Source organism: Streptomyces sp. NPDC051664, from assembly GCF_044453545.1.
Taxonomy (GTDB): Bacteria; Actinomycetota; Actinomycetes; order Streptomycetales; family Streptomycetaceae; genus Streptomyces.
On sequence record NZ_JBITCU010000008.1, the window covers coordinates 1 to 22406 of the forward strand.

The window sequence follows — 22406 nt, forward strand, 5'->3', positions numbered from 1 at the left end:
GTTGATAGGCCAGATGTGGAAGCCCGGCAACGGGTGGAGCTGACTGGTACTAATAGGCCGAGGGCTTGTCCTCAGTTGCTCGCGTCCACTGTGTTAGTTCTGAAATAACGAACGGCCGTGTTGTTGCCCGGTGTTGGTTAATTTCATAGTGTTTCGGTGGTCATTGCGTTAGGGAAACGCCCGGTTACATTCCGAACCCGGAAGCTAAGCCTTTCAGCGCCGATGGTACTGCAGGGGGGACCCTGTGGGAGAGTAGGACGCCGCCGAACAATTATTCCGGGAAAGCCCCGCACCTCTGGTGCGGGGCTTTTCTGCGTTTACGGACCGGCCGTTTCCTGCGGCGGCGACCATGGTGCCTCGGCGTGAGTCCATGGTTGCCGCGTGGGATCAGAGACGGCCAGCTGCCTTAAGGGCGAGATAGGCGTCGGCGAGAGCCGGGGCGAGATTGTCCGGAGTGGCATCGACGACCACCACGCCATACCGCTGCAGCTGTTCCGCAGTGCGGCGTCGCTGTGCTTGGGCTTGTGTCGCCGCTGCGGCTTCGTAGACCGCGTCCACTGCGCCTCGGGCGCCGGCCATCTGTTCGATGTGTGGGTCGGCCACCGCGGCCACCAGCACCGTATGGCGCTGGGTCAGCCGGGGGAGGGCGGGGAGCAGGCCCTCTTCGACAGGGGCCGCGTCCAGACTGGTGAGAAGCACGATCAGAGAGCGACGAGGGGCGCTTGCCAGGGCACTGGCGCTGAGTCCTCGCACGTCTGTTTCCACGAGCTCCGGTTCGAGCGGAGCCATGGTCGTGACCATGGCCGACAGAACTTCCCCTGCGGCGCGGCCCTGAACCTGGGCGCGGATGCGGCGGTCATGGGCCAGCAGGTCGACGCGGTCGCCGGCGCGTGTCGCGAGAGCGGTGAGGAGCAGTGCCGCATCCATTGCCGCGTCGAGCCGGGGCACGTCACCGACCCGGCCTGCCGAGGTACGGCCCGTATCGAGAACGATCAGGATGTGACGGTCCCGCTCAGGGCGCCACGTGCGGACAGCGACAGCGGACTGGCGCGCTGTTGCCCGCCAGTCGATGGAGCGGGTGTCGTCGCCGGGGACGTAGGCGCGCAGACTGTCGAACTCCGTGCCTTCGCCACGGGTGAGGACACTGGTGCGGCCGTCGAGCTCGCGGAGCCTGGCGAGGCGGGACGGCAGATGCTTGCGGCTGGTGAAGGGCGGAAGGACGCGCACCGTCCATGGGACGTGATGGTTTCCCTGCCGGGCTGCCAGGCCCAGCGGCCCGTAGGAACGGACGGTGACTCGCTCCGCTCGGCGGTCGCCGCGACGGGTGGGGCGCAGGAGCGTGGTGACGCGACGGCGTTCGCCGGCCGGGATGTTCAAGGTGTGACGGGACGCGGTCTGCTCTGTTCCGGTGAGCCAGCTGCTGGGGGGCCAGGCGTCGCGGAGGTGCGCGCGCAACCGACGACGCGAGGGATTGGTTACGGTCAGTTGCACTTCTGCATCGTCACCGAGTCGAACGGTTGTGTCGCCGGATCGGGTGAACTGGAGCGTTCGCACTGGCGCTGCCAGGGCGTAGTCGCACAGAATTGCTAGAGAGAGCGGGGCGTTGACCGCGAGCATGCCTGTCCAGCTCGGGGCCAGGATGCCTACGGGGAGTGACCCCAGAGCGGCAAGCAGCGCGGTTCGTCCGGTGAGGGCCACGTTCACCGCCTCATCGGGGTACGGGGACGTGGGCGAGGACTGCGGTGATGACGGAGTCGGGGGTGACTCCTTCCATCTCTGCCTCGGGCCGCAGCTGGATGCGATGGCGGAGTGTGGGGAGTGCCAGGGCTTTTACGTCATCCGGGATGACGTAGTCACGGCCGGTGAGCCAGGCCCATGCGCGGGCCGTGGAGAGCAGGGCGGTTGCGCCTCGGGGGGATACACCGAGGGAGAGCGAGGGGGATTCACGCGTGGCACGGCAGATATCGACGACATAGCCGGCGATCTCGGGGGAGACCGTGGTCTTGGCGACCGCGGTGCGGGCGGCCTCCAGGTCGGCGGGGCCTGCGACGGGGCGTACGCCTGCTGACGTCAGGTCCCGGGGATTGAAGCCATCGGCATGGCGGGTCAGGACATTGATCTCCTCGTCGCGGGACGGCATCGGCACCGTCAGTTTGAGGAGGAAGCGGTCCAGTTGGGCCTCGGGGAGCGGGTACGTGCCCTCGTACTCGACGGGGTTCTGGGTGGCGGCGACCAGGAACGGGTCCGGCAGGGGGCGAGGGGTTCCGTCGACGGTGACCTGGCGCTCCTCCATCGCCTCCAGGAGGGAGGACTGCGTTTTGGGGGGCGTCCGGTTGATCTCGTCGGCCAGGAGGAGGTTGGTGAAGACCGGGCCGGGCTGGAAGGAGAACTCAGCCGTGCGGGCGTCGTAGACGAGGGATCCGGTGACGTCGCTCGGCATCAGATCCGGGGTGAACTGGACACGCTTGGTGTCGAGTTCGAGTGAGGCGGCGAGGGCGCGGACCAGAAGGGTCTTGGCCACGCCGGGGACGCCTTCGAGGAGGACGTGGCCTCGGCAGAGCAGTGCGACGACCAGTCCGGTGACGGCCGGGTCCTGGCCGACCACGGCCTTGGCGATCTCGGAGCGCAGAGCTTCCAGGGATGCGCGGGCTGTGTCGTCGTTCCCGACGGTCTCGGTTGTCCCGGCGGGCACTGGGGGCGGGGCGCTCATGAAGTGCGTACCTCTCTTTCGAGGGTGTCGAGTTGGTCTGCCAGACGGACAAGGGTGGCGTCGTCGGCCGGCTCCGGGCCGAAGAGCAGGGTGTCCAGGCCGCCTTCAGCGGTGCTGACGCGCGCGGAGACGGCGGGGAGGAGAACGGATGGGGAGTGGGCATCGCGTGGGGAGACGCCGATGAGGGGTGCGATACGGGTGCGGGTGGCGGAGCGCAGTGAGGAGGCGGCCCGGTCGCGGGCGTTCGCCTTGCGGTAGAGGCGAGCGCGACCCTCTGTGGATTCGGAGGCGCGAATAGCCACGGGCAGCCGTTCGGTGACCAGGGGGCCCAGTCGGCGGCCGCGCCAGATGGCTGCGAGCACGGCGGCGAATGCGAGCTGCAGGGTGCCCCAGAGCCAGCCCGACGGGATGAGGTCGACGAAGCTGCGCTCGTCGCCCGTGCGGTCATCGACACCTTCGTCGTTCCGAGCGGCGGAGGGATCAGCGAGCGAGGGGAGGTACCAGACCAGATGCGGGCGGGAGCCGAGGAGTTGCAGGGCCAGGGAGGCGTTGCCGTGGCTGGCGAGCCGGTTGTTGTAGAGCAGATCGGGGGAGCCGAGGAGGACGGTGTCGCCGGTGCTCTTCTCCTGGACGAGCAGCAGGGTGGGGAGGTCCCCGCTTGGGTAGCAGCCGATGGTGTCGAGGCCGTCCGCCGTGTAGCGGAAGCCTCCCGTGTCGGCGTCGCCCGCCGTGCGGGCTGCGGGCAGGGAGCACCGCGGTGCGCGGGCGGCCACCGGGCCGGAGGCGCTCGCGTGGACGCCGGGGGTCAGTACGTCCACGGACAGGGGGTCGGCTGCGAGGAGCACGGTGCGGCCGGCCGAGTCGATGGTCGCGGCGCGGAGTTCGTTCTGCTGATGCGGCGTCAGCAGGTTCGGGGCGGTGACGAGCAGAGTGGTGTCGGGGCCGGTCGCAGCGGTGGCGTCGTCGAGCGTGGTGGTCACGCGGACGGAGACGCCGCGGTCCTTGAGGAGTTCGGCGACGGCCCGGCTGCCGTGCTGGTCGGCGGAGCGGGGATCGAGGCGGCCGTGCTGGTCGCCGGAGCGCGCGGTGGCCAGCACGATTCCGGCCGCTACGAGAAGGAGAAGGGCGAAAAACAGACCGCGGGTGCGGGCCCAGACCTGGCGGGGAGAGGGGGCGGCCGAGGTGGGGGACGCGGTGGTGGTGGCGACTGCGGTCATTCGGCGGCTCCCCGGACCGCGGTGGTCAGCAGGGGCTTGGCGTTCTCGAGGTTGCGGTCCAGGGCCTGCACGGTCAGATACGTTTGCTGGTCGGCGGTCCGGCCGCCGTATGTGACGTCGTCGAAGTCGCGGGCGGCGGCGCGGAGCGTTATCTCGTGTCCGGGCAGCGAGCGGCCCGCCTCGGCGGCGGCCTCGTCGGCCGTGCGGCCGGGACGTGGGTCGAGGAGGGCGCGTTCTTCGAGGGAGCGCACGATGGCGCGCATCCGTTCCTGGACGGCTTCGTTCCAGCGCTGGGCGGCAGCGTGGGCCTCGGCCGCCGTGCGGTGTTCGGCCGCGCTTCGGGGGCTGTCGTCGAAGAGTGCGTCCGTGGTGCGGGGGGTGCGCTGCGGGGTGCCCAGCCGCCACCAGAGCGCGACGGCCAGGCCGATGACCACCAGTACGAGGACGATCAGCCCGAGCGGTCCGCCCGGTGCGGTGTTCGAGGCTGTGGCGAAGAGATCGCCGAGCCACCCCCACAAGCGGTCGAGGCCGCGCTGGAGGAGGTTCGGGTCGTTCTCGTGGTACATCGGATGGGACAGTTCGTGCTTCGCCGCCTCACGGGCGGGGACGCGCGGAGTGTCCACCGGTACGTCGCTGCTTGCGTGGATCAGTAGCCGTGCTGTTGTGGTGCCCCCCGCCCCCGACACGGCATCAGCTCCTGGTGTCGTAGCCGGGCAGGCCTGCGGCCCTGGCGAGTTCGACGTCGAGTGCTTCGCGGCGGATGCGCTGGTCCACGTAGAGGAGAGCCATCACACCGGCGGAGAGCGGGTAGGTGATCGTGGAGATGATGACCTCGCCGATACCGGAGATGATCAGGAACGGCCAGCCGAATCCGGTGGACTCGCCGGTGAGGAAGGTGCTCAGCCCGTGGCCGTCCACGATCATCGCGATGATGCCGAACGGGATCGCGATGACCAGGGTCACGATGAGCGTCAGGAGCCAGGTGAGCAGCAGGATGCCGAACATCCGCCACCAGGCGCCCCGGACCAGCTTCGCGGACCGGCGCATCGAGACGGTGATCGACTGCCGCTCCAGCATCAGCGCCGGCGAGGCGAGGCAGAAGCGGACCATCAGCCAGATGACGACGACACAGGCGGCCATGAAGCCGATGAGGATGAGGCCGACGCCTGCGGTGGAGCCCATCAGCGCACCGGGCAGCACGCCCACTGCCATGATTGCGGCGGCCATCAAGGCCAGCAGCAGGGTCAGGCCAAGCAGCTGGAGCAGGCGGGGCCGGGCCTCGGCCCAGGCTTCGGAGAGCGTCACGGAGCGGCCCAGTACCGAGCGGCTGATCACCACGGTGAGCATGGCTGTGGTGAAGAGCGTCGCGATCAAGGTGATGAGCGTGGACGGGGCGCTGTAGACCAGGGTGGACCGGGCGGAGTCGGCAGCCTGGCGGAGCGCCTCCGCGCCGGTCGCGTTCGGGTCGACCGACGCGGGTTCCGGCAGCAGGTAGCGCTGCACGAGGATGATGGCGATCTGGGCGATCACGGAGACGGTGAGTGTGATTCCGAGGACCGTGCGCCAGTGCGCACGCATCGCGGATACCGCACCGTCGAGGATCTCGCCGATGCCGAGCGGGCGGAGCGGGATGACACCAGGCTTTGCCGCAGGTGGCTGACCCCAGCCGGATCCCTGCGGCCTGGTGCCCCAGCCGGGGGCGGGCGGCGGTGCGCCGTGGTCGGGGCCGGGGCCGGGGATGCTCGGTGGGGACCACTGCCCTGCGGGCGGCTGCGTGGGAGACCAGTTCCCGGCCTGGCCGTTGCCGTCCGCGGGCGCGGAAGGCTGGGGGACGCCCGCCTCCTGGCTGTCGGAGGGGGCAGATCCGGGCGAGGCCCAGCCCGGAGTGTCGTTCATTCTCGCTCCTTCACGGTCCTGTCCGCTCATCGGGGCGGCAGGTTGGCAGCCATCGTGCCACGCGTTGGTCCGGTACGGGCCGGGTGCCCGATCTCCTTCGCACCTTCATTTGTGGGCGGCTCACCGGGCAGACTGGGCGGATGGCTGATCAGGACGCGCAATCGCCGGTGGGCATCGAGCCTCCCGCGCTTCCCTCCATCCGCTGGGACGAGCCTTCGGAAGGCCCTGTGCTGGTGCTCCTCGACCAGACGCGGCTGCCCGCCGAGGAGGTCGGGCTGGTGTGTGCGGATGTGCCCGCGCTGGTGCGGGCGATCCAGACGCTGGCTGTGCGCGGGGCGCCGTTGCTGGGCATCGCAGGGGCCTACGGGGTGGCGCTGGCCGCTGTCCGGGGTCATGACGTCGCGGAGGCCGCGGGGCTGCTGGAGCGGGCGCGGCCCACCGCCGTGAACCTCGGATACGGGGTGCGGCGTGCGGCAACGGCGTACTGGGCGGCCCTGGACAAGGGTGCGGATCCGCAGGGGGCGGCCGCGGTGGCGCTGGCGGAGGCCAAGGCGCTGCACCGGGAGGACGCCGAGGCCAGTCGGCGCATGGCGCAGTACGGGCTCGCGCTGCTCGACGAGCTGCTGCCGGGCGGCGGGCATCAGCTGCTCACCCACTGCAATTCGGGGGCTCTCGTCTCGGGCGGTGAGGGCACGGCCTTCGCTGTGGCGCTCCGCGCGCACCGGGCGGGGCGGCTGCGAAGGCTCTGGGTTGATGAGACGCGTCCGCTGTTGCAGGGGGCTCGGCTGACCGCATATGAGGCGGCGCGCAATGGGATGGCATACAGCCTGCTCACGGACAACGCAGCGGGTTCGCTGTTCGCCGCGGGGGAGGTCGACGCCGTGCTCATCGGCGCCGACCGCATCGCGGCGGACGGGTCAGTGGCGAACAAAGTCGGGAGTTATCCGCTGGCGGTGCTTGCCAAATACCACCATGTGCCGTTCATTGTGGTGGCGCCGACCACGACCGTGGATCTGGAGACCGTGGACGGGGCGTCGATCATTGTGGAGCAGCGCCCCGGCCGAGAGGTGACGGAGCTCACATCTCCACAGGTCGGACCGGATGGCGAGGATGCGGGCGGACTGCTCGTGGCACCTCTGGGAACCCAGGCGTACAACCCCGCATTCGACATCACGCCGCCGGAACTGATCACGGCGATCGTCACGGAGGAGGGTGCAGTTTCCCCGGTCACGGGGGTCGGACTGGCAGAGCTGTGTGCCAGGTCATCGCAGATAACGATTAGCTAATGGGATGATGTCGATTATGAAGGGACGCGTCCTTGTCGTCGACGACGACACCGCACTGGCCGAGATGCTCGGGATTGTGCTGCGTGGTGAAGGGTTCGAGCCGTCGTTCGTAGCGGACGGCGACAAGGCACTTGCCGCATTTCGTGAGGCCAAGCCGGACCTGGTTCTGCTGGATCTCATGCTGCCCGGACGGGACGGCATCGAGGTCTGCAGGCTGATCAGGGCCGAGTCGGGTGTGCCGATCGTCATGCTCACGGCTAAGAGCGACACGGTCGATGTGGTGGTGGGCCTGGAGTCCGGGGCCGACGACTACATCGTCAAGCCGTTCAAACCTAAGGAGTTGGTTGCCCGGATCAGGGCACGTTTGCGTAGGTCCGAGGAGCCGGCACCGGAACAGCTGACCATCGGGGACCTGGTCATCGATGTGGCCGGGCACTCGGTGAAGCGGGAGGGGCAGTCCATCGCTCTGACCCCGCTGGAGTTCGACCTGCTGGTCGCGCTCGCCCGTAAGCCGTGGCAGGTCTTCACCCGTGAAGTACTGCTCGAGCAGGTATGGGGGTATCGCCATGCCGCCGACACCCGTCTGGTGAATGTGCATGTTCAGCGGCTGCGTTCCAAGGTCGAGAAGGACCCGGAGCGGCCGGAGATCGTGGTGACCGTCCGAGGTGTCGGTTACAAGGCCGGACCGAGCTGACATGTCCCTGGGTAGCGCTGCTCCGAAGCCCGGGGGGCCGGGAGTCCGTACGGGGCGGGCTGCCGGTTCAGGACGTGGGCCTTCGCCGTTGGGGAGGCTTCTGCGGGGCGGCCGGTTGTTCCACGACCGGGCGCCCGGCGGTCCCTTGCCGCGACTGCTGATGCGCTGGGTGCGGCGTCCGCTGCTGCCCGCCGTCCGGCTGTGGCGGCGCAACCTCCAGCTGCGGGTCGTCGCAGGCACGCTGCTCATGTCGCTCGGTGTGGTGCTGCTGCTCGGCCTGGTCGTGATCGGGCAGGTGCGCAACGGTCTGCTCGACGCGAAGGGCAAGGCTGCTCAGACACAGGCTGCCGGTGGTTTCGCGGCGGCCCAGGACAAGGCGAACGCTCCCCTCACCCCCGGTGGGCAGGGAGGCGATGCCGGTGACGGGACGACCGCCAACAACTCTTGGCGGACCGAGCTCGTCGATCAGCTCGCCAGTGGCGGCAAGAACGCCTTCAACGTGGTGGCGCTCAGCTCCGACGACGGCAGCCGTGCGCCGCGCGGCTCGGGCAGCGTGGAAGCGGCCAGTGTCCCGCAGAGCCTGCGGGAGGCCGTGGACAAGGGGCCGGGTGCTTTCCAGACGTACTCGCTGATCAGGTATGCGAACGGGCAGGAGTCGCAGCCGGGGCTCGTCGTGGGCAAGCGCCTGTACGACATCGATCACAATCCGTACCAGCTCTACTACCTCTTCCCGCTGACGCAGGAGGAGAAGTCACTGACTTTGGTCAAGGGCACCCTGGCGACCGCGGGACTGTTCGTGGTCGTGCTGCTCGGGGCCATCGCCTGGTTCGTGGTGAGGCAGGTCGTCACACCCGTACGGATGGCGGCGGGAATCGCCGAGCGGCTCTCCGCGGGCCGGCTCCAGGAGCGGATGAAGGTCACCGGCGAGGACGACATCGCCCGGCTCGGTGAGGCCTTCAACAAGATGGCGCAGAACCTCCAGCTGAAGATCCAGCAGCTGGAGGAACTCTCCCGGATGCAGCGGCGCTTCGTATCGGACGTCTCGCACGAGCTGCGGACACCGCTGACGACCGTGCGGATGGCCGCCGATGTCATCCATGAGGCGCGCGTCGACTTCGACCCCGTGACGGCGCGCTCCGCCGAGCTCCTCGGGGACCAGCTCGACCGGTTCGAGTCGCTGCTCTCCGATCTGCTGGAGATCAGCCGGTTCGACGCGGGCGCCGCGGCGCTGGAGGCCGAGCCGATAGACCTGCGGCAGGTCGTACGACGAGTGATCGGCGGTGCCGAGCCGCTCGCCGAGCGCAAGGGCACCCGGATCCGGGTGGTCGGTGACGAGCAGCCGGTGATCGCGGAGGCCGACGCACGGCGGGTCGAGCGCGTGCTGCGCAACCTGGTCGTCAACGCCGTCGAGCACGGCGAGGGCCGGGATGTCGTGGTGCGGATGGGGGTGGCCGGAGGAGCGGTCGCCATCGCCGTCCGGGACTACGGCGTGGGTCTCAAGCCGGGGGAGGCGACCCGGGTATTCAACCGTTTCTGGCGCGCCGACCCGGCGCGGGCCCGGACGACCGGCGGCACGGGGCTCGGGCTGTCGATCGCAGTCGAGGACGCCCGGCTGCACGGCGGCTGGCTGCAGGCGTGGGGCGAACCGGGCGGCGGTTCGCAGTTCCGCCTGACCCTGCCGCGTACGGCGGACGAGCCGCTGCGCGGATCGCCGATACCGCTGGAGCCCGAGGACTCGCGTCGCAACCGGGAGAACCGGGAGCGGGCCGCGGACGGCGTCACGACCGGCAGCGAGCACCGGCTGACCTCGGTGCCGACGCAGCAGGCCGGCCCGGACCGGTCGCCGCTGCCCGTGTCGGCGCGTACCTCCGTGGCTCCCCGCACGGCGCCCGCTTCGGTGCATCCGGCGGCTCTGCCGGGCAGCGGCGCCCGGGTGGTCGCCCGCCCCGCCGACGACCGGCCGGGTGGCGACCTCGAATCTGCTGCGCACCACCCGGAGCGGGAGGACACGACTCGTGGGCACTGACCGTCGTCAGGACGGCCATGGACGTGCGGTGGGGCTGACCGCGTTGCTGGGGTGCGGCATCGTGCTGCTGTCCGCGTGCGGCTCGATGCCCGTCACCGGGGACGTCAAGGCGGTCGATGCCTCGCAGCCGGGTGACTCCCAGGTCCAGGTGTACGCGGTGGCGCCGCGTGACAACGCCACTCCCAGCGAGGTGGTCGACGGCTTCCTGGAGTCCATGACCAGCGACGACCCCGGCTTCCGGACCACCCGCAAGTACCTGACGAAGAAGGCGGCCGGCACCTGGAAGCCGAGCGCGTTCACCACGGTGCTCTCCAAGGCGCCGAACCGCAGCGACCGCCCGGTCCACGACGGCGACCGCAGCAGCACGGAACTCAGCTACACGTTGACCGGCGAGAAGGTGGCGACGGTCGACGCACAGAGCGCCTACCAGCCGTCCGCACCCACGGAGTTCAACCGGACCCTGCATCTGGTGCGGCAGAACGGGCCGGACGGCAAGGAGTGGCGCATCGACCTCGTGCCGGACGGTCTGCTGCTCGGCCAGTCCGACTTCAAGCGCCTCTACCGCTCCGTCAACAAGTACTACTTCGCCTCCGGACGGACGGCAGGACAGTCCACGCTGGTTGCCGACCCCGTCTACGTGCGCAACCGGACGGATCCCGTCACGGGAATGGACACCGTGACGCAGACGGTCCGCAGTCTCATCGAGGGGCCGACCAACTGGCTGCGGCCGGTGGTCGACTCCCGCTTCCCCACCAGTACGGCGCTGCGCAAGGGCGTCACCTCGCTGGCGCCCGACGACCGCAGCGTCCTGAAGGTTCCGCTGAACAAGAGGGCGGACAACGTCGGGCAGCGCTCCTGCCGCATGATGGCCTCTCAGGTGCTCTACACCGTGCGGGACCTGACGTCCGCCCGGGTCGAGCAGGTGGAGCTGCAGCGGTCCGACAGCTCGCCGCTGTGTGTGCTGGGCGCCGATCAGGCGGAGGGGTTCGCTCCGGACGGTTCGTCGGGAGGGCCCGACAGCCAGTACTTCGTCGATGCCAAGGGCCATGTCCAGTGCATCCCGGGATCCACCAGGGGCAGCGGCGATCCGGAGCCGGTGACCGGCCCGTTCGGTGACGGGCCGGTGCGGATGAGCGCGGTCGGCGTGGCCCGTGACGAGCAGTTGGCGGCAGCGGTCTCGCAGAACAACGAGTCGCTGTACGTGTCCTCCATCGTCTCGGAGGGCGAGCTGCCCGCGCCCGCGGTGACCAGCAGCGGCAAAAAGCTGAACGACCGTCTGTCGGCGCCCAGCTGGGACGGGCGGGGCGATCTCTGGGTGGCCGACCGTGACCCGGAGAACTCCCGGCTGCTGCGGCTGGCCGGCGGTGCCGGTAAGCCGTCGGAGGTCACGGTGCCGAGCCTGGACGGCGCGCGGCTGGAGGCGTTGCGGCTGTCGGCGGACGGGGTGCGGATCGCACTGCTGCTGACCAAGGGCGGGCACACCACGCTGAAAATCGGCCGGATCGAGCGTCAGGGACCGGCTTCGAAGCAGGAGGTCTCCGTCGTGGAGCTGCGGCAGGCCGCGCCGCAGCTGGCGGATGTCACCGCGATGTCCTGGTCGGGCCGGAGCCGTCTCGTGGTGGTCGGCAAGGAGCAGGGCGGCGTGCAGCAGGTGCGCTATGTCCAGGCGGATGGTTCGGCACCGGCCTCGGGTGTGCTGCCCGGGGTGAACCAGGTGTCGGCGGTCGCGGCGGCGGACGACGAGCAGTTGCCGCTGATGGCGGACACCGAGGGTGACGGGATAGTGAAGCTGTCGCCGGGTGACAACTGGCAGACGGTGCTCAAGGAAGGCTCGTCGCTGGTCTACCCGGGCTGAGGCCTGTGCAGGTGGGTCAAGGACGGGTCCTGGGCAAGGGCGCCTGCGTTTTCCACAGGGGTGGCCGGGTTCGTGGGCCGGGGGCACAGTGGAGATATGCGGGGGTGGTGGCGGGAGATCGCCGGGCTGGTGCTGCCGGTGGCCTGTGGTGGCTGCGGCAGGCCGCGGAGCGAGCTGTGCGAGGGCTGCCGGGCGGCGCTGTACGGCGCGGCGCCGCAGCGGGTGAGACCCGCGCCGGAGCCCGCCGGACTGCCGGTGGTGCATGCCGCCGCCGCGTACGAGAACGCGGTACGGGCGGTGCTCCTGGCACACAAGGAGCGTGGCGCGCTTCCGCTGTCGCGGGCGCTCGGCAGGGCGCTGGCGGGGGCCGTGCGGGCCGGGACAGGGCAGGTGGGCGGTCCGGGGCCGCTGCTACTCGTACCCGTGCCGTCGGCGAGGCGGGCCATTGCGGCGCGCGGGCATGATCCGGCACGCCGGATCGCGCTGGCCGCAGCGGGGGAGCTGAGGCGTGGCGGGATTCCGGCCAGAGTGGTTCCGGTGCTGCGGCAACGGCGCCCGGTGACCGATCAGTCGGGGCTCGGCGCCTGGCAGCGGCAGGCGAATCTGGCGGGTGCGCTGGAGGTGGTGGCCGGTGGTGAGCGGCTGCTTGCGGCCGAACGGGTAGTACTCGTGGACGACCTCATGACGACCGGGGCCTCGCTGACGGAGGCTGCACGGGCGGTCGAATCCGCGGGCGGGCAGAGAAGACCGGGTTCCGGAACGGGGCAGGCGGCCGTTGTCGCAGCATCTCCGACTGCCTTCGCAATAAACCGGAACTGCTAGTGGACTTGTGTCGTTGCAGGTAGTGAGTGGGTAAAGGGCCCTGAACGGAGGTACGTGCGAGTAGCGGGTGCCGACATCCGGCCGATCAGGCTATGTTCGGTTGTGAGGGATGGTGAATGCCAGACCTCGACGAGTGCACCACCAGGTTTCGGGCAGGCGACTCACCGGTAGGCCAGACGTTCAAAAAGATCGGTGGGATGGAGACCTCCCCGACGGGGGAGGAGGAGGTGGAAGTCACCGAGTCCGCGGCTCCGGCGACCACCGGGGCCTGGTGCAAAAGGGAGATGCTCCGCCGCTGAGCGGAGCGATCCGGGAACGGAGTTCTGCGTGGACATCGTCGTCAAGGGCCGCAAGACCGAGGTGCCCGAGCGGTTCCGCAAGCACGTGGCCGAGAAGCTGAAGCTGGACAAGATCCAGAAGTTCGACGGCAAGGTGATCAGCCTCGACGTCGAGGTGTCCAAGGAGCCAAACCCTCGTCAGGCAGACCGCTCCGACCGGGTGGAGATCACGCTCCGCTCGCGTGGGCCGGTAATTCGGGCTGAAGCGGCCGCAGGCGACCCGTACGCAGCGCTGGACCTGGCCACCGGGAAGCTGGAGGCGCGGCTGCGCAAGCAGCACGACAAGCGCTACAGCCGCCGTGGAAACGGCCGGATTCCCGCTGCCGAAGTCGGCGAGACGGTGCCGGGTACGGCGTCCTTCAACAGCGAGGGCGACCTGACCGGCGACGGCGCCGGCCCGTCTGTACCGGTCACCAGGATCGGCTCGCTCGAGGTACAGGGCGAAGGACCGCTGGTGATGCGCGAGAAGACGCACGTCGCGGCACCGATGACGCTCGACCAGGCGCTCTACGAGATGGAGCTGGTCGGGCACGACTTCTATCTGTTCGTCGACTCCGAGACGAAGGAGCCCAGTGTCGTCTACCGGCGGCATGCTTACGACTACGGTGTCATTCATCTGAGGACCGACCCGCTGGCCGCTGATGGGGCGGGCGGCGCGGGCGGTGCGCTCGGCGGCTGACGCCCCGCATCGGTGGTGCCCCTGGGGCGTAATTCGCGCCAGGGGCACCCGCGTGCGACGACAGAACCACCGCTCTGACGTCCAGGCATGAAATCATGGCGCCCCAAGCCAATCGGTGCTCTGTGAACTGCCGTTGGCGATGAGTTTGTGAACTTCAGGCCATGGCCTTCAGGGGGAGGAACGATGGCGGACACCTTCGGGCCCGTGCGCGATGCGAATGACGGCGGAGACGACGCTGCCGGTGCCGATACCGGCGCGGACACGGACAGCGGTTCCCGCAAGGAGCCGATCCGCGTTCTGGTGGTGGACGACCACGCGCTCTTCCGTAGAGGCCTGGAGATCGTCCTCGCCCAGGAGGAGGACATCCAGGTCGTCGGCGAGGCGGGTGACGGGGCGGAGGCGGTCGACAAGGCGGCTGATCTGCTGCCCGACATCGTGCTGATGGATGTGCGCATGCCCAAGCGGGGCGGCATCGAGGCCTGCACGTCCATCAAGGAGGTGGCCCCCAGTGCGAAGATCATCATGCTGACGATCAGCGACGAGGAGGCCGACCTCTACGACGCGATCAAGGCGGGCGCCACCGGCTATCTCCTCAAGGAGATCTCCACGGACGAGGTGGCCACGGCGATCCGTGCGGTCGCCGACGGGCAGTCCCAGATCAGCCCGTCCATGGCGTCCAAATTGCTCACCGAGTTCAAGTCGATGATCCAGCGGACCGACGAGCGCCGACTGGTGCCGGCGCCGCGGCTGACCGACCGGGAGCTCGAAGTCCTCAAACTGGTTGCCACGGGCATGAACAATCGCGATATCGCGAAGGAACTGTTCATTTCCGAGAACACCGTGAAGAACCACGTCCGCAACATTCTGGAGAAGCTGCAGCTGCACTCCAGGATGGAAGCAGTGGTCTATGCCATGCGGGAGAAGATCCTCGAGATCAGGTAAAGCGACGGCATGGTCAATTGAGGGCGCGGCCGATTTCCTGGGCGAGCGGCTCGCGCAGCTCCGGTGCGTCGACCCGCTCCAGTCGTACGTCCGTACAGCTGACCCAGGACGCCGCTTCCACCAGGGCCTCGGCCATCGGCGCCACGGCCTTCCTGCCCGCCAGGGACACCTGCCGGGCGACCAGCGTGGTGCCCTCGCGTGCCGGATCGACCCGGCCCAGCAGCTTGCCGCCGGCCAGCAGTGGCATCGCGAAATAGCCGTGGATCCGCTTGGGCTTGGGGACGTACGCCTCCAGGCGGTGCGTGAAGCCGAATATCCGCTCCGTCCGGGCCCGCTCCCAGATCAGTGAGTCGAACGGCGACAGCAGCGTCGTACGGTGTCGTCCCCGGGGCTCCGAGGCCAGCGCCGCCGGGTCGGCCCAGGCAGGCTTCGCCCAGCCCTCCACCGTCACCGGTACCAGACCGGAGTCCGCCACCACCGCATCGAACTGCTCGCCCTTGAGCCGGTGGTAGTCAGCGATGTCGGCGCGGGTGCCGACCCCCAGGGACCGGCCCGCGAGCGCGACCAGCCGCCGCAGGCACTCCCTGTCGTCCAGATCGTCGTGGAGTACGGCGTCGGGCAGGGCGCGCTCCGCGAGGTCGTACACCCGCTTCCAGCTGCGCCGCTCGGTGCACACCACCTCGCCGTACATCAGGGCTCGCTCGACGGCGACCTTCGACGCGGACCAGTCCCACCACTCCCCGCCGTTCTTCGCGCCGCCCAGCTCCGTCGCTGTCAGCGGGCCCTCGGCGCGCAGCTGCTTGATCACCGCGTCGTAGGCCCCGTCCGGCAGGTCGTGGTGCCAGTGCGGGCGCGAGCGGTAGGCGCGGCGGCGGAACGCGAAGTGCGGCCACTCCTCGACCGGCAGGATGCACGCCGCATGCGACCAGTACTCGAAGCTGCGGCCGGCCGACCAGTACGCGTCCTCGACGGTGCGTCGGCCGACGGCGCCGAGGCGTGCGTACGGGATCAGTTCGTGCGAGCGGGCCAGTACCGAGATCGTGTCGAGCTGTACGGCACCGAGGTGCCGCAGCACGCCCGGCACCCCGGCCCGCCGGTTCGGCGCGCCGAGGAAACCTTGGGCGCGCAGGGCGATTCTGCGGGCCTGGTCGGCGGAGAGTTCGGCGGCGGGAGGCGGCACTGGCGTCATGTCTCGCACCCTAGAGGGCGGCACTGACATCCGTTCACGGTGCGGTGGACAGACCTGTGGGGAGACCGGGGACCGGATGGGAGGAGAGGTCGGCCGAGGGGGCGGCGGCGGTGGAGGCCGTGGCCGGGAGATACGGGTGGGTGCCCGGCAGGCCGAGGTCGGAAGGGAGCAGCGCGCCGACCCAGGTGTCCCGCCGCACGCCCTTGTTCAGCAGCCCCGACCGCTGCTCGCCCTCCATGCGGAAGCCCGCTCGCCGTGCCACGGCCCGCGAGGGTTCGTTGCCCACCTCGGCCCGCCACTCCAGCCGGTCCCCGCCGAGCGAGGTGAAGGTCCAGTGGGCCGCGGCCCGTACCGCCTCCGTCATGTAACCGAGACCGCGGTGCTCCTTCGCGGTCCAGAACCCCACCTCGTACGTGCCGTGCAGGTTGCGGCGGTTGATGCCGAGCGCACCTGTCACGGCCCCGCCATCGCGCAGAACCACCGCGAAGTTGTACATCGAGTCGTCCTGCCAGCCGCCGGGGGACAGCTTTCGGGTGAAGAGTTCCGCGTCGGCGTGGGTGTACGGGGAAGGGACGACCGTCCAGCGCTGGACGTCCGGGTCCTGACAGGCAGCGTGCACCTCGTCCGCGTCACCCCCACGGAAGGGGCGCAGCAGTAGACGCTCGGTGGTGAGAGTGATCGGCTCCATGTACGGATTCTGCTGAGGCGCCGACAGTGATGCGAACACTTTTCGGGGTTCCCCGGCACCTTCGGGACCCTCTGTCCGTTGACTCGGAGGGGCCCAGTGGGGGCAACGCGGCGACAGCCCTCCCGGCGCGGCGGGGTCCTCGCTTACGATGGCCGTTGCGGTGGGGCCCACCTGCCGTGCCCGCGCCAGTGTCCATAACACGACCCAGTGCCAGGCCCGACCGGCAAGGAGACCAGCCTCAGTGTCCGTCTTCAACAAGCTCATGCGTGCAGGCGAAGGCAAGATCCTGCGCAAACTGCACCGCATCGCGGACCAGGTCAGCTCCATCGAAGAGGACTTCGTCAACCTCTCCGACGCCGAGCTGCGGGCGCTCACCGACGAGTACAAGGAACGGTACGCGGACGGCGAGAGCCTGGACGACCTGCTTCCCGAGGCATTCGCAACGGTCCGAGAGGCCGCGAAGCGCGTCCTCGGACAGCGCCATTACGACGTCCAGATGATGGGCGGCGCGGCCTTGCACCTCGGCTATGTGGCCGAGATGAAGACCGGTGAGGGCAAGACCCTCGTCGGCACCCTGCCCACGTATCTCAACGCGCTCTCCGGCAAGGGCGTGCACCTGATCACGGTCAATGACTATCTGGCCGAGCGAGACTCCGAAATGATGGGCCGGGTCCACAAGTTCCTGGGCCTGACCGTCGGCTGCATCCTGGCCAACATGACACCGGCCCAGCGCCGCGAGCAGTACGCCTGCGACATCACGTACGGCACGAACAACGAGTTCGGCTTCGACTACCTCCGCGACAACATGGCGTGGTCCGCGGACGAGCTCGTCCAGCGCGGCCACAACTTCGCCGTGGTCGACGAGGTCGACTCGATCCTCGTCGACGAGGCCCGTACGCCGTTGATCATCTCCGGCCCGGCCGACCAGGCCACCAAGTGGTACGGCGACTTCGCCAAGCTGGTCACGCGTCTGACCAAGGGCGAGGCAGGCAACCCGCTCAAGGGCATCGAGGAGACCGGCGACTACGAGGTCGACGAGAAGAAGCGGACCGTCGCCATCCATGAGCCCGGTGTCGCGAAGGTCGAGGACTGGCTCGGCATCGAGAACCTCTACGAGTCGGTGAACACCCCCCTCGTCGGGTACCTCAACAACGCCATCAAGGCCAAGGAGCTCTTCAAGAAGGACAAGGACTACGTCGTCATCGACGGCGAAGTCATGATCGTCGACGAGCACACCGGCCGTATCCTCGCCGGCCGCCGCTACAACGAGGGCATGCACCAGGCGATCGAGGCGAAGGAAGGGGTGGACATCAAGGACGAGAACCAGACTCTCGCCACGATCACCCTGCAGAACTTCTTCCGCCTCTACGGCAAGCTCTCCGGCATGACCGGTACGGCGATGACCGAGGCGGCCGAGTTCCACCAGATCTACAAGCTGGGCGTCGTGCCGATCCCGACGAACCGGCCGATGGTCCGCCAGGACCAGTCCGACCTGATCTACCGCACCGAGGTCGCGAAGTTCGCCGCGGTCGTCGACGACATCGCCGAGAAGCACGAGAAGGGCCAGCCGATCCTGGTCGGCACCACCTCGGTCGAGAAGTCCGAGTACCTCTCGCAGCAGCTCTCCAAGCGCGGTGTGCAGCACGAGGTCCTCAACGCCAAGCAGCACGACCGTGAGGCGACGATCGTCGCCCAGGCCGGCCGCAAGGGCGCGGTCACGGTCGCGACGAACATGGCCGGCCGCGGTACGGACATCAAGCTCGGCGGCAACCCCGACGACCTCGCCGAGGCGGAGCTGCGCCAGCGCGGTCTCGACCCCGTAGAGCACGTCGAGGAGTGGGCAGCCGCGCTGCCCGCCGCGCTGGCGAGGGCCGAGCAGGCCGTGAAGGCGGAGTTCGAAGAGGTCAAGGAGCTCGGCGGGCTGTACGTGCTCGGTACCGAGCGGCACGAGTCGCGGCGTATCGACAACCAGCTGCGCGGTCGTTCCGGCCGTCAGGGCGACCCGGGCGAGTCCCGCTTCTACCTGTCACTGGGTGACGACCTGATGCGGCTGTTCAAGGCGCAGATGGTCGAGCGCGTCATGTCGATGGCGAATGTGCCGGACGACGTGCCGATCGAGAACAAGATGGTGACGCGGGCCATCGCGTCCGCGCAGTCGCAGGTCGAGCAGCAGAACTTCGAGACGCGTAAGAACGTCCTGAAGTACGACGAGGTGCTCAACCGGCAGCGTGAGGTCATCTACGGCGAGCGCCGGCGCGTCCTCGAGGGTGAGGACCTGCAGGAGCAGATCCGCCACTTCATGGACGACACCATCGACGACTACATCCGGCAGGAGACCGCCGAGGGCTTCGCCGAGGAGTGGGACCTCGACCGGCTGTGGGGTGCGTTCAAGCAGCTCTACCCGGTGAAGGTCACCGTCGACGAGCTGGAGGACGCGGCCGGGGACCGGGCCGGGATCACCGCCGAGTTCATCGGCGAGTCCATCAAGGACGACGTCCACGAGCAGTACGACGAGCGCGAGAAGCAGCTCGGCTCGGACATCATGCGTGAGCTCGAACGGCGTGTGGTGCTGTCCGTCCTGGACCGCAAGTGGCGTGAGCACCTCTACGAGATGGACTACCTCCAGGAGGGCATCGGCCTCCGGGCCATGGCGCAGAAGGACCCACTGGTCGAGTACCAGCGCGAGGGCTTCGACATGTTCAACGCCATGATGGAGGGCATCAAGGAGGAGTCCGTCGGCTACCTGTTCAACCTGGAGGTCCAGGTCGAGCAGCAGGTCGAGGAAGTTCCGGTGCAGGACGCGGCCGAGCGGCCGTCGCTGTCCAAGGAGGACGCCGCGGTTCCGGCCGGGGCGCGTCCGGAGATCCGCGCCAAGGGGCTGGACGCTCCGCAGCGTCCCGACCGGCTGCACTTCTCCGCTCCCACGGTGGACGGGGAGGGCGGCGTCATCGAGGGCGACTTCTCCAACGGTGACGGTGGAGCGGTGTCGGAGTCGGACGGGCTGACCCGGGCGGAGCGGCGCAAGGCGCAGAAGAATGGTGGCGGCGGGCGGCGCCGCAAGAAGTAGTTTGCGGTTGCCGTGGCGCCTGCGGCTCTTCGTCGGCGTGGGTTGTGTTGCAGGGCGGCTGGGGCCGGGCACCGAGGGGTGTCCGGCCCCAGCCGTGTCCTGGGGCGGGTTGCCGGGGCGCCCGGTGGACGCCTTGTCTCAATCGCCGGGCGGGCCCGGGGTGGCGGACGGGTTTGATTTGGTGGGCGGGGTGGGGATGCCGAGTTCCACTGCGGCGCAGCGCCAGCGGAGGTCGGGGCCCTGTTCCAGGCGGAAGGCCATTGCTCGTACCTGTTCGCCCGCCGCGATGCTCGCGCAGGCCTCCACCACGCCCGGGGCGGGTTGCGCGCCGTGGCACTGGCGTACCACCGGGCGGGCGCCGCGGGCCCTCAGCGGGGTGGCCGGGGCCAGTTCGGCGAGCTGGTCGTACGCCTCGCCGATCGTGTGGCCGAGCATCCAGTGCACCGGGCGCTGGCCGCTGAGGACCGCCAGGAGGCGCTCCGCGAACCAGTGGTGCGGGCGCAGCATCCGCTGAGGGGTCCGGCGCTGCGACGGTACGGTCTCGGGCCTGCGCCGGTCGTGGCGTCCGGCGGGCCGGGTCCTGTTCACGCTCATCATTGATCGCCCCCGTGATCCGAGCCCGGCTCATACCGGGCGGTAACTTCTGCTGTGGATCTTCTACGGGGGCGGCGGACGCGACCGCAAGCGCCGAGGGGCTGCGTGGCGCGGTGCGTGAAGTTCACCTATCAGGGTGGCGGACCCGGTGCCGCAAGGCTCCGGGAAGGCCTGGGGAGGGTGACAGGCGGTTGCTGGGTGGACGGGTCGGGGGCCGTACTCGTAACCCCGAAGGGGGACGCGCACGTATCCTGAGGGCGTCTCCGACTACGAAAGCGGCCAGCCATGCGCGTGTACGTCCCCCTGACCCTCTCCGGTCTCGCAGCGGCGCACCGGGCGGGCGAAATCGGCCCCGGTCCGCTGACCGCGTACGCGGTGACTCCCGCGCTGCGTGAGTGGTACGTCTCCGACGACATCGAGGAGCTGGAATACGCGGCGCTCAACCGGGCCGCGGCCGCCTCGCTGCGCCTGATCGCCGGAAACCCCGGTGCGGTGCGCAGGCGAGTGGTCGTCGCCGTCGACGTGCCGGACGGGCAAGCCGTCGCCGACCCCGACCACAGCCTGGACCCCTCGTCGCTCGGCGAGGTGCGTATCGCTTCCGCGGTGGCCCTGGCGAAGGCGGCCGCGGTGCATGTCGACGCGGACGATGCGGAGAAGGACGTGGCGGCGGCCGCGTCGGTGCTCGGCGCCGCGGACCTCGGCGACGACGACGCGCAGTTCGTCGTGGACGGCGCGGAGGACCATGAGCTGCTCTGGTTCGGGGTGCAGGAGATTCCCAACCTGATCGGCTGACGGGCGCAGGCCGAGCGCGCGGACGAGGGCGCGGGCCCGTTGTCGTACCGGGCGGGTATTTTCATTCCATGGGGACGAACGGGAAGCACCGCACACATCTGGTCTGGGACTGGAACGGCACACTGCTCGACGACAACACAGCGGTCATCGGTGCGACGAACGCCGCGTTCGCCGAGGTCGGCATGGAGCCGATCACGCTTGAGCAGTACCGCGAGATGTACTGCATCCCGATCCCGCGCTTCTACGAGCGGCTGATGGGCCGGCTGCCCACCGAGGCCGAGTGGGAGCGGATGGACGGGATCTTCCACCGGTACTACATGGAGCAGCGGGTCGGCTGCGGTCTCACCGCGGGTGCCGAGGAACTGCTCGCCCAGTGGCAGCTGGCCGGCCGTAGTCAGTCGCTGCTCAGCATGTACGTCCACGAGCAGCTGGTTCCGGTGGTGCGGGGGTACGGAATCGAGCGGCACTTCACGCGGGTCGACGGCCGCACCGGGCCGTCCGGCGGCAGCAAGGCGCAGCACATGGAGCGGCACCTCGCCGCGATGGGCGGGGTGTCTCCCGATCACACGGTGGTGATCGGTGACGCGGTGGACGACGCGGTGGCCGCGGCGCATGTCGGTGCGCGAGCGGTGCTCTACACCGGAGGGTCGCACAGCAGGAGCAGCCTGGAGGCGGCCGGGGTGCCGGTGGTGGACAGCCTGGGCGAAGCCGTGGCGCTCGCCGAGCAGATGGTCGGCTGAGGGGCGGGACCGACGGGCCAGGAATGATCCGAAAGGGCCAGGAATGATCCGTGAGGGAGGGCCTAGACCGCCGGGGCCGTCGTGCGCAGGACTTTCAGGAACTCGCGCATCCAGGCCGAGTGGTCCGGCCAGGCGCGGGACGAGATCAGGGTGCCGTCGACCACCGCTTCGTGGTCCTCGAAGCTGGCGCCCGCCGCCTGCATGTCGAGTTCCAGTGCGGGGTACGCCGTGACGCGGCGGCCGCCCAGCTCGCCGATCGCCGCCGTCAGCAGGGGGCCGTGGCAGATCTGGGCCACCGGCTTGTCCGTGTCGAAGAAAGCTTTGAGGATCTTGCGGAGCTCGGCGTCGTTGCGCAGGTACTCGGGGGCGCGTCCGCCGGGGATGACCAGGGCGACGTAGTCACCGGCGTCCACCTCGGAGAACGCCAGGTCGGCCGGCCAGGTGTAGCCGGGCTTCTCGGTGTACGTGTCGAAGCCGGGCTCGAAGTCGTGGATCACGAAGCGGAGTGTCTTGCGGGCGGGGGCCGCGATATGGACGTCATACCCCTCCTCGCGCAGCCGCTGGTACGGGTAGAGGACCTCCAGGGACTCGGCGGCGTCGCCGGTGACGATCAGGACCTTCGGTGCCATGGTGCGGCTCCCCTCGCGCGGACGTCTCCCATAAGCGTGCATCTGTCCGTTGCGCGCTGTCCAGAGTGTCAAAGTTCGGGACCATCTTTTGTACACATACGGCTCATGACGGTTCCGGGTACCGGCGAGATAGCCTGGACCCCGTGATCAGCGCGATACGCCTCGGGGGCAGCGAAGCCCCCGGCCTGCGCCCGGAGTGCCAACGTGCCCGGGCGATGACTGATCCCCTCAGCCCGGACCCT

At 69.4% G+C, this 22406-nt stretch carries 19 protein-coding genes and 2 rRNA genes; 12 read left to right on the forward strand and 9 right to left on the reverse strand.

The window, feature by feature from the left end; translation table 11 throughout:
• Together ACIA8E_RS17035 and rrf are read left to right on the forward strand one after the other, a co-directional pair.
• Positions 1 to 73 (forward strand): 23S ribosomal RNA (locus tag ACIA8E_RS17035); the annotation flags it as partial.
• A gap of 79 nt (positions 74 to 152) precedes the next feature.
• Positions 153 to 269 (forward strand): 5S ribosomal RNA (gene rrf / locus ACIA8E_RS17040).
• A 118-nt stretch (positions 270 to 387) separates the two neighbouring features.
• Here the strand turns inward: rrf and ACIA8E_RS17045 are convergent.
• From ACIA8E_RS17045 to ACIA8E_RS17065, 5 genes are read right to left on the reverse strand one after another with little or no spacing between them, the layout of a single operon-like run.
• Positions 388 to 1698: a DUF58 domain-containing protein gene (locus ACIA8E_RS17045; protein WP_399299155.1), complete on the reverse strand. Its 1311-nt coding sequence runs from the start codon at positions 1696 to 1698 to the stop codon at positions 388 to 390.
• A gap of 10 nt (positions 1699 to 1708) precedes the next feature.
• Positions 1709 to 2710, reverse strand: a complete 1002-nt coding sequence (locus ACIA8E_RS17050; protein WP_399298724.1) for an AAA family ATPase — start codon at positions 2708 to 2710, stop codon at positions 1709 to 1711.
• Complete coding sequence (locus ACIA8E_RS17055) at positions 2707 to 3927, reverse strand: DUF4350 domain-containing protein (protein WP_399298726.1); 1221 nt, start codon at positions 3925 to 3927, stop codon at positions 2707 to 2709. Before ACIA8E_RS17055 ends, ACIA8E_RS17050 begins: the two co-directional genes overlap by 4 nt.
• The gene (locus tag ACIA8E_RS17060) at positions 3924 to 4613 is read right to left on the reverse strand and encodes a DUF4129 domain-containing protein (RefSeq protein WP_399298728.1); all 690 of its coding nucleotides are present in this window, start codon (positions 4611 to 4613) and stop codon (positions 3924 to 3926) included. Before ACIA8E_RS17060 ends, ACIA8E_RS17055 begins: the two co-directional genes overlap by 4 nt.
• Before the next feature lie 4 nt (positions 4614 to 4617).
• Positions 4618 to 5823 (reverse strand): glycerophosphoryl diester phosphodiesterase membrane domain-containing protein, encoded by a 1206-nt coding sequence (locus ACIA8E_RS17065; RefSeq protein WP_399298730.1) that lies wholly within the window; start codon positions 5821 to 5823, stop codon positions 4618 to 4620.
• A 140-nt stretch (positions 5824 to 5963) separates the two neighbouring features.
• Here ACIA8E_RS17065 and mtnA point away from each other — a divergent pair, with 140 nt between their 5' ends.
• The 7 genes from mtnA (at position 5964) to ACIA8E_RS17100 (ending at position 14465) form a co-directional block, all read left to right on the forward strand.
• Complete coding sequence (gene mtnA / locus ACIA8E_RS17070) at positions 5964 to 7109, forward strand: S-methyl-5-thioribose-1-phosphate isomerase (protein WP_399298732.1); 1146 nt, start codon at positions 5964 to 5966, stop codon at positions 7107 to 7109.
• Positions 7110 to 7113: 4 nt separating this feature from the next.
• Positions 7114 to 7803, forward strand: a complete 690-nt coding sequence (mtrA, locus tag ACIA8E_RS17075; RefSeq protein WP_007448372.1) for a two-component system response regulator MtrA — start codon at positions 7114 to 7116, stop codon at positions 7801 to 7803.
• A gap of 1 nt (position 7804) precedes the next feature.
• The gene (gene mtrB / locus ACIA8E_RS17080; RefSeq protein ID WP_399298735.1) at positions 7805 to 9829 is read left to right on the forward strand and encodes an MtrAB system histidine kinase MtrB; all 2025 of its coding nucleotides are present in this window, start codon (positions 7805 to 7807) and stop codon (positions 9827 to 9829) included.
• A gap of 85 nt (positions 9830 to 9914) precedes the next feature.
• Positions 9915 to 11684: an LpqB family beta-propeller domain-containing protein gene (locus ACIA8E_RS17085; protein WP_399299157.1), complete on the forward strand. Its 1770-nt coding sequence runs from the start codon at positions 9915 to 9917 to the stop codon at positions 11682 to 11684.
• A 96-nt stretch (positions 11685 to 11780) separates the two neighbouring features.
• Complete coding sequence (locus ACIA8E_RS17090) at positions 11781 to 12506, forward strand: ComF family protein (protein WP_399298736.1); 726 nt, start codon at positions 11781 to 11783, stop codon at positions 12504 to 12506.
• Positions 12507 to 12833: 327 nt separating this feature from the next.
• Positions 12834 to 13523: a ribosome hibernation-promoting factor, HPF/YfiA family gene (hpf, locus tag ACIA8E_RS17095; protein ID WP_399298738.1), complete on the forward strand. Its 690-nt coding sequence runs from the start codon at positions 12834 to 12836 to the stop codon at positions 13521 to 13523.
• A 183-nt stretch (positions 13524 to 13706) separates the two neighbouring features.
• Positions 13707 to 14465 carry a response regulator transcription factor gene (locus ACIA8E_RS17100; RefSeq protein WP_030980228.1) on the forward strand — a complete coding sequence of 253 codons (759 nt, stop codon included), beginning with the start codon at positions 13707 to 13709 and terminating at the stop codon, positions 14463 to 14465.
• A gap of 13 nt (positions 14466 to 14478) precedes the next feature.
• Here the strand turns inward: ACIA8E_RS17100 and ACIA8E_RS17105 are convergent, their stop codons facing one another.
• Positions 14479 to 15654: a winged helix-turn-helix domain-containing protein gene (locus tag ACIA8E_RS17105; protein WP_399298740.1), complete on the reverse strand. Its 1176-nt coding sequence runs from the start codon at positions 15652 to 15654 to the stop codon at positions 14479 to 14481.
• 34 nt (positions 15655 to 15688) lie between these two features.
• Entirely contained in the window at positions 15689 to 16342 is a 654-nt protein-coding gene (locus tag ACIA8E_RS17110) for a GNAT family N-acetyltransferase (RefSeq protein WP_399298742.1), read from the reverse strand.
• A gap of 241 nt (positions 16343 to 16583) precedes the next feature.
• On the opposite strand from ACIA8E_RS17110, the gene secA reads away from it, so the two are divergent.
• Positions 16584 to 19409: a preprotein translocase subunit SecA gene (secA, locus tag ACIA8E_RS17115; RefSeq protein WP_399298744.1), complete on the forward strand. Its 2826-nt coding sequence runs from the start codon at positions 16584 to 16586 to the stop codon at positions 19407 to 19409.
• A 138-nt stretch (positions 19410 to 19547) separates the two neighbouring features.
• Here the strand turns inward: secA and ACIA8E_RS17120 are convergent, their stop codons facing one another.
• A complete protein-coding gene (locus ACIA8E_RS17120; protein ID WP_399298746.1) occupies positions 19548 to 20003 on the reverse strand; it encodes an Rv3235 family protein in 456 nt (151 codons plus the stop codon).
• A gap of 285 nt (positions 20004 to 20288) precedes the next feature.
• Between ACIA8E_RS17120 and ACIA8E_RS17125 the strand changes: the two genes are divergently transcribed.
• Together ACIA8E_RS17125 and ACIA8E_RS17130 are read left to right on the forward strand one after the other, a co-directional pair.
• Complete coding sequence (locus ACIA8E_RS17125) at positions 20289 to 20795, forward strand: DUF6912 family protein (protein ID WP_399298748.1); 507 nt, start codon at positions 20289 to 20291, stop codon at positions 20793 to 20795.
• Positions 20796 to 20863: 68 nt separating this feature from the next.
• Entirely contained in the window at positions 20864 to 21535 is a 672-nt protein-coding gene (locus tag ACIA8E_RS17130; protein WP_399298750.1) for an HAD family hydrolase, read from the forward strand.
• Positions 21536 to 21597: 62 nt separating this feature from the next.
• On the opposite strand, the gene ACIA8E_RS17135 is transcribed toward ACIA8E_RS17130, so the two are convergent.
• The gene (locus ACIA8E_RS17135; protein ID WP_376268764.1) at positions 21598 to 22164 is read right to left on the reverse strand and encodes a DJ-1/PfpI family protein; all 567 of its coding nucleotides are present in this window, start codon (positions 22162 to 22164) and stop codon (positions 21598 to 21600) included.
• Between the last annotated feature and the right edge of the window lie 242 nt (positions 22165 to 22406).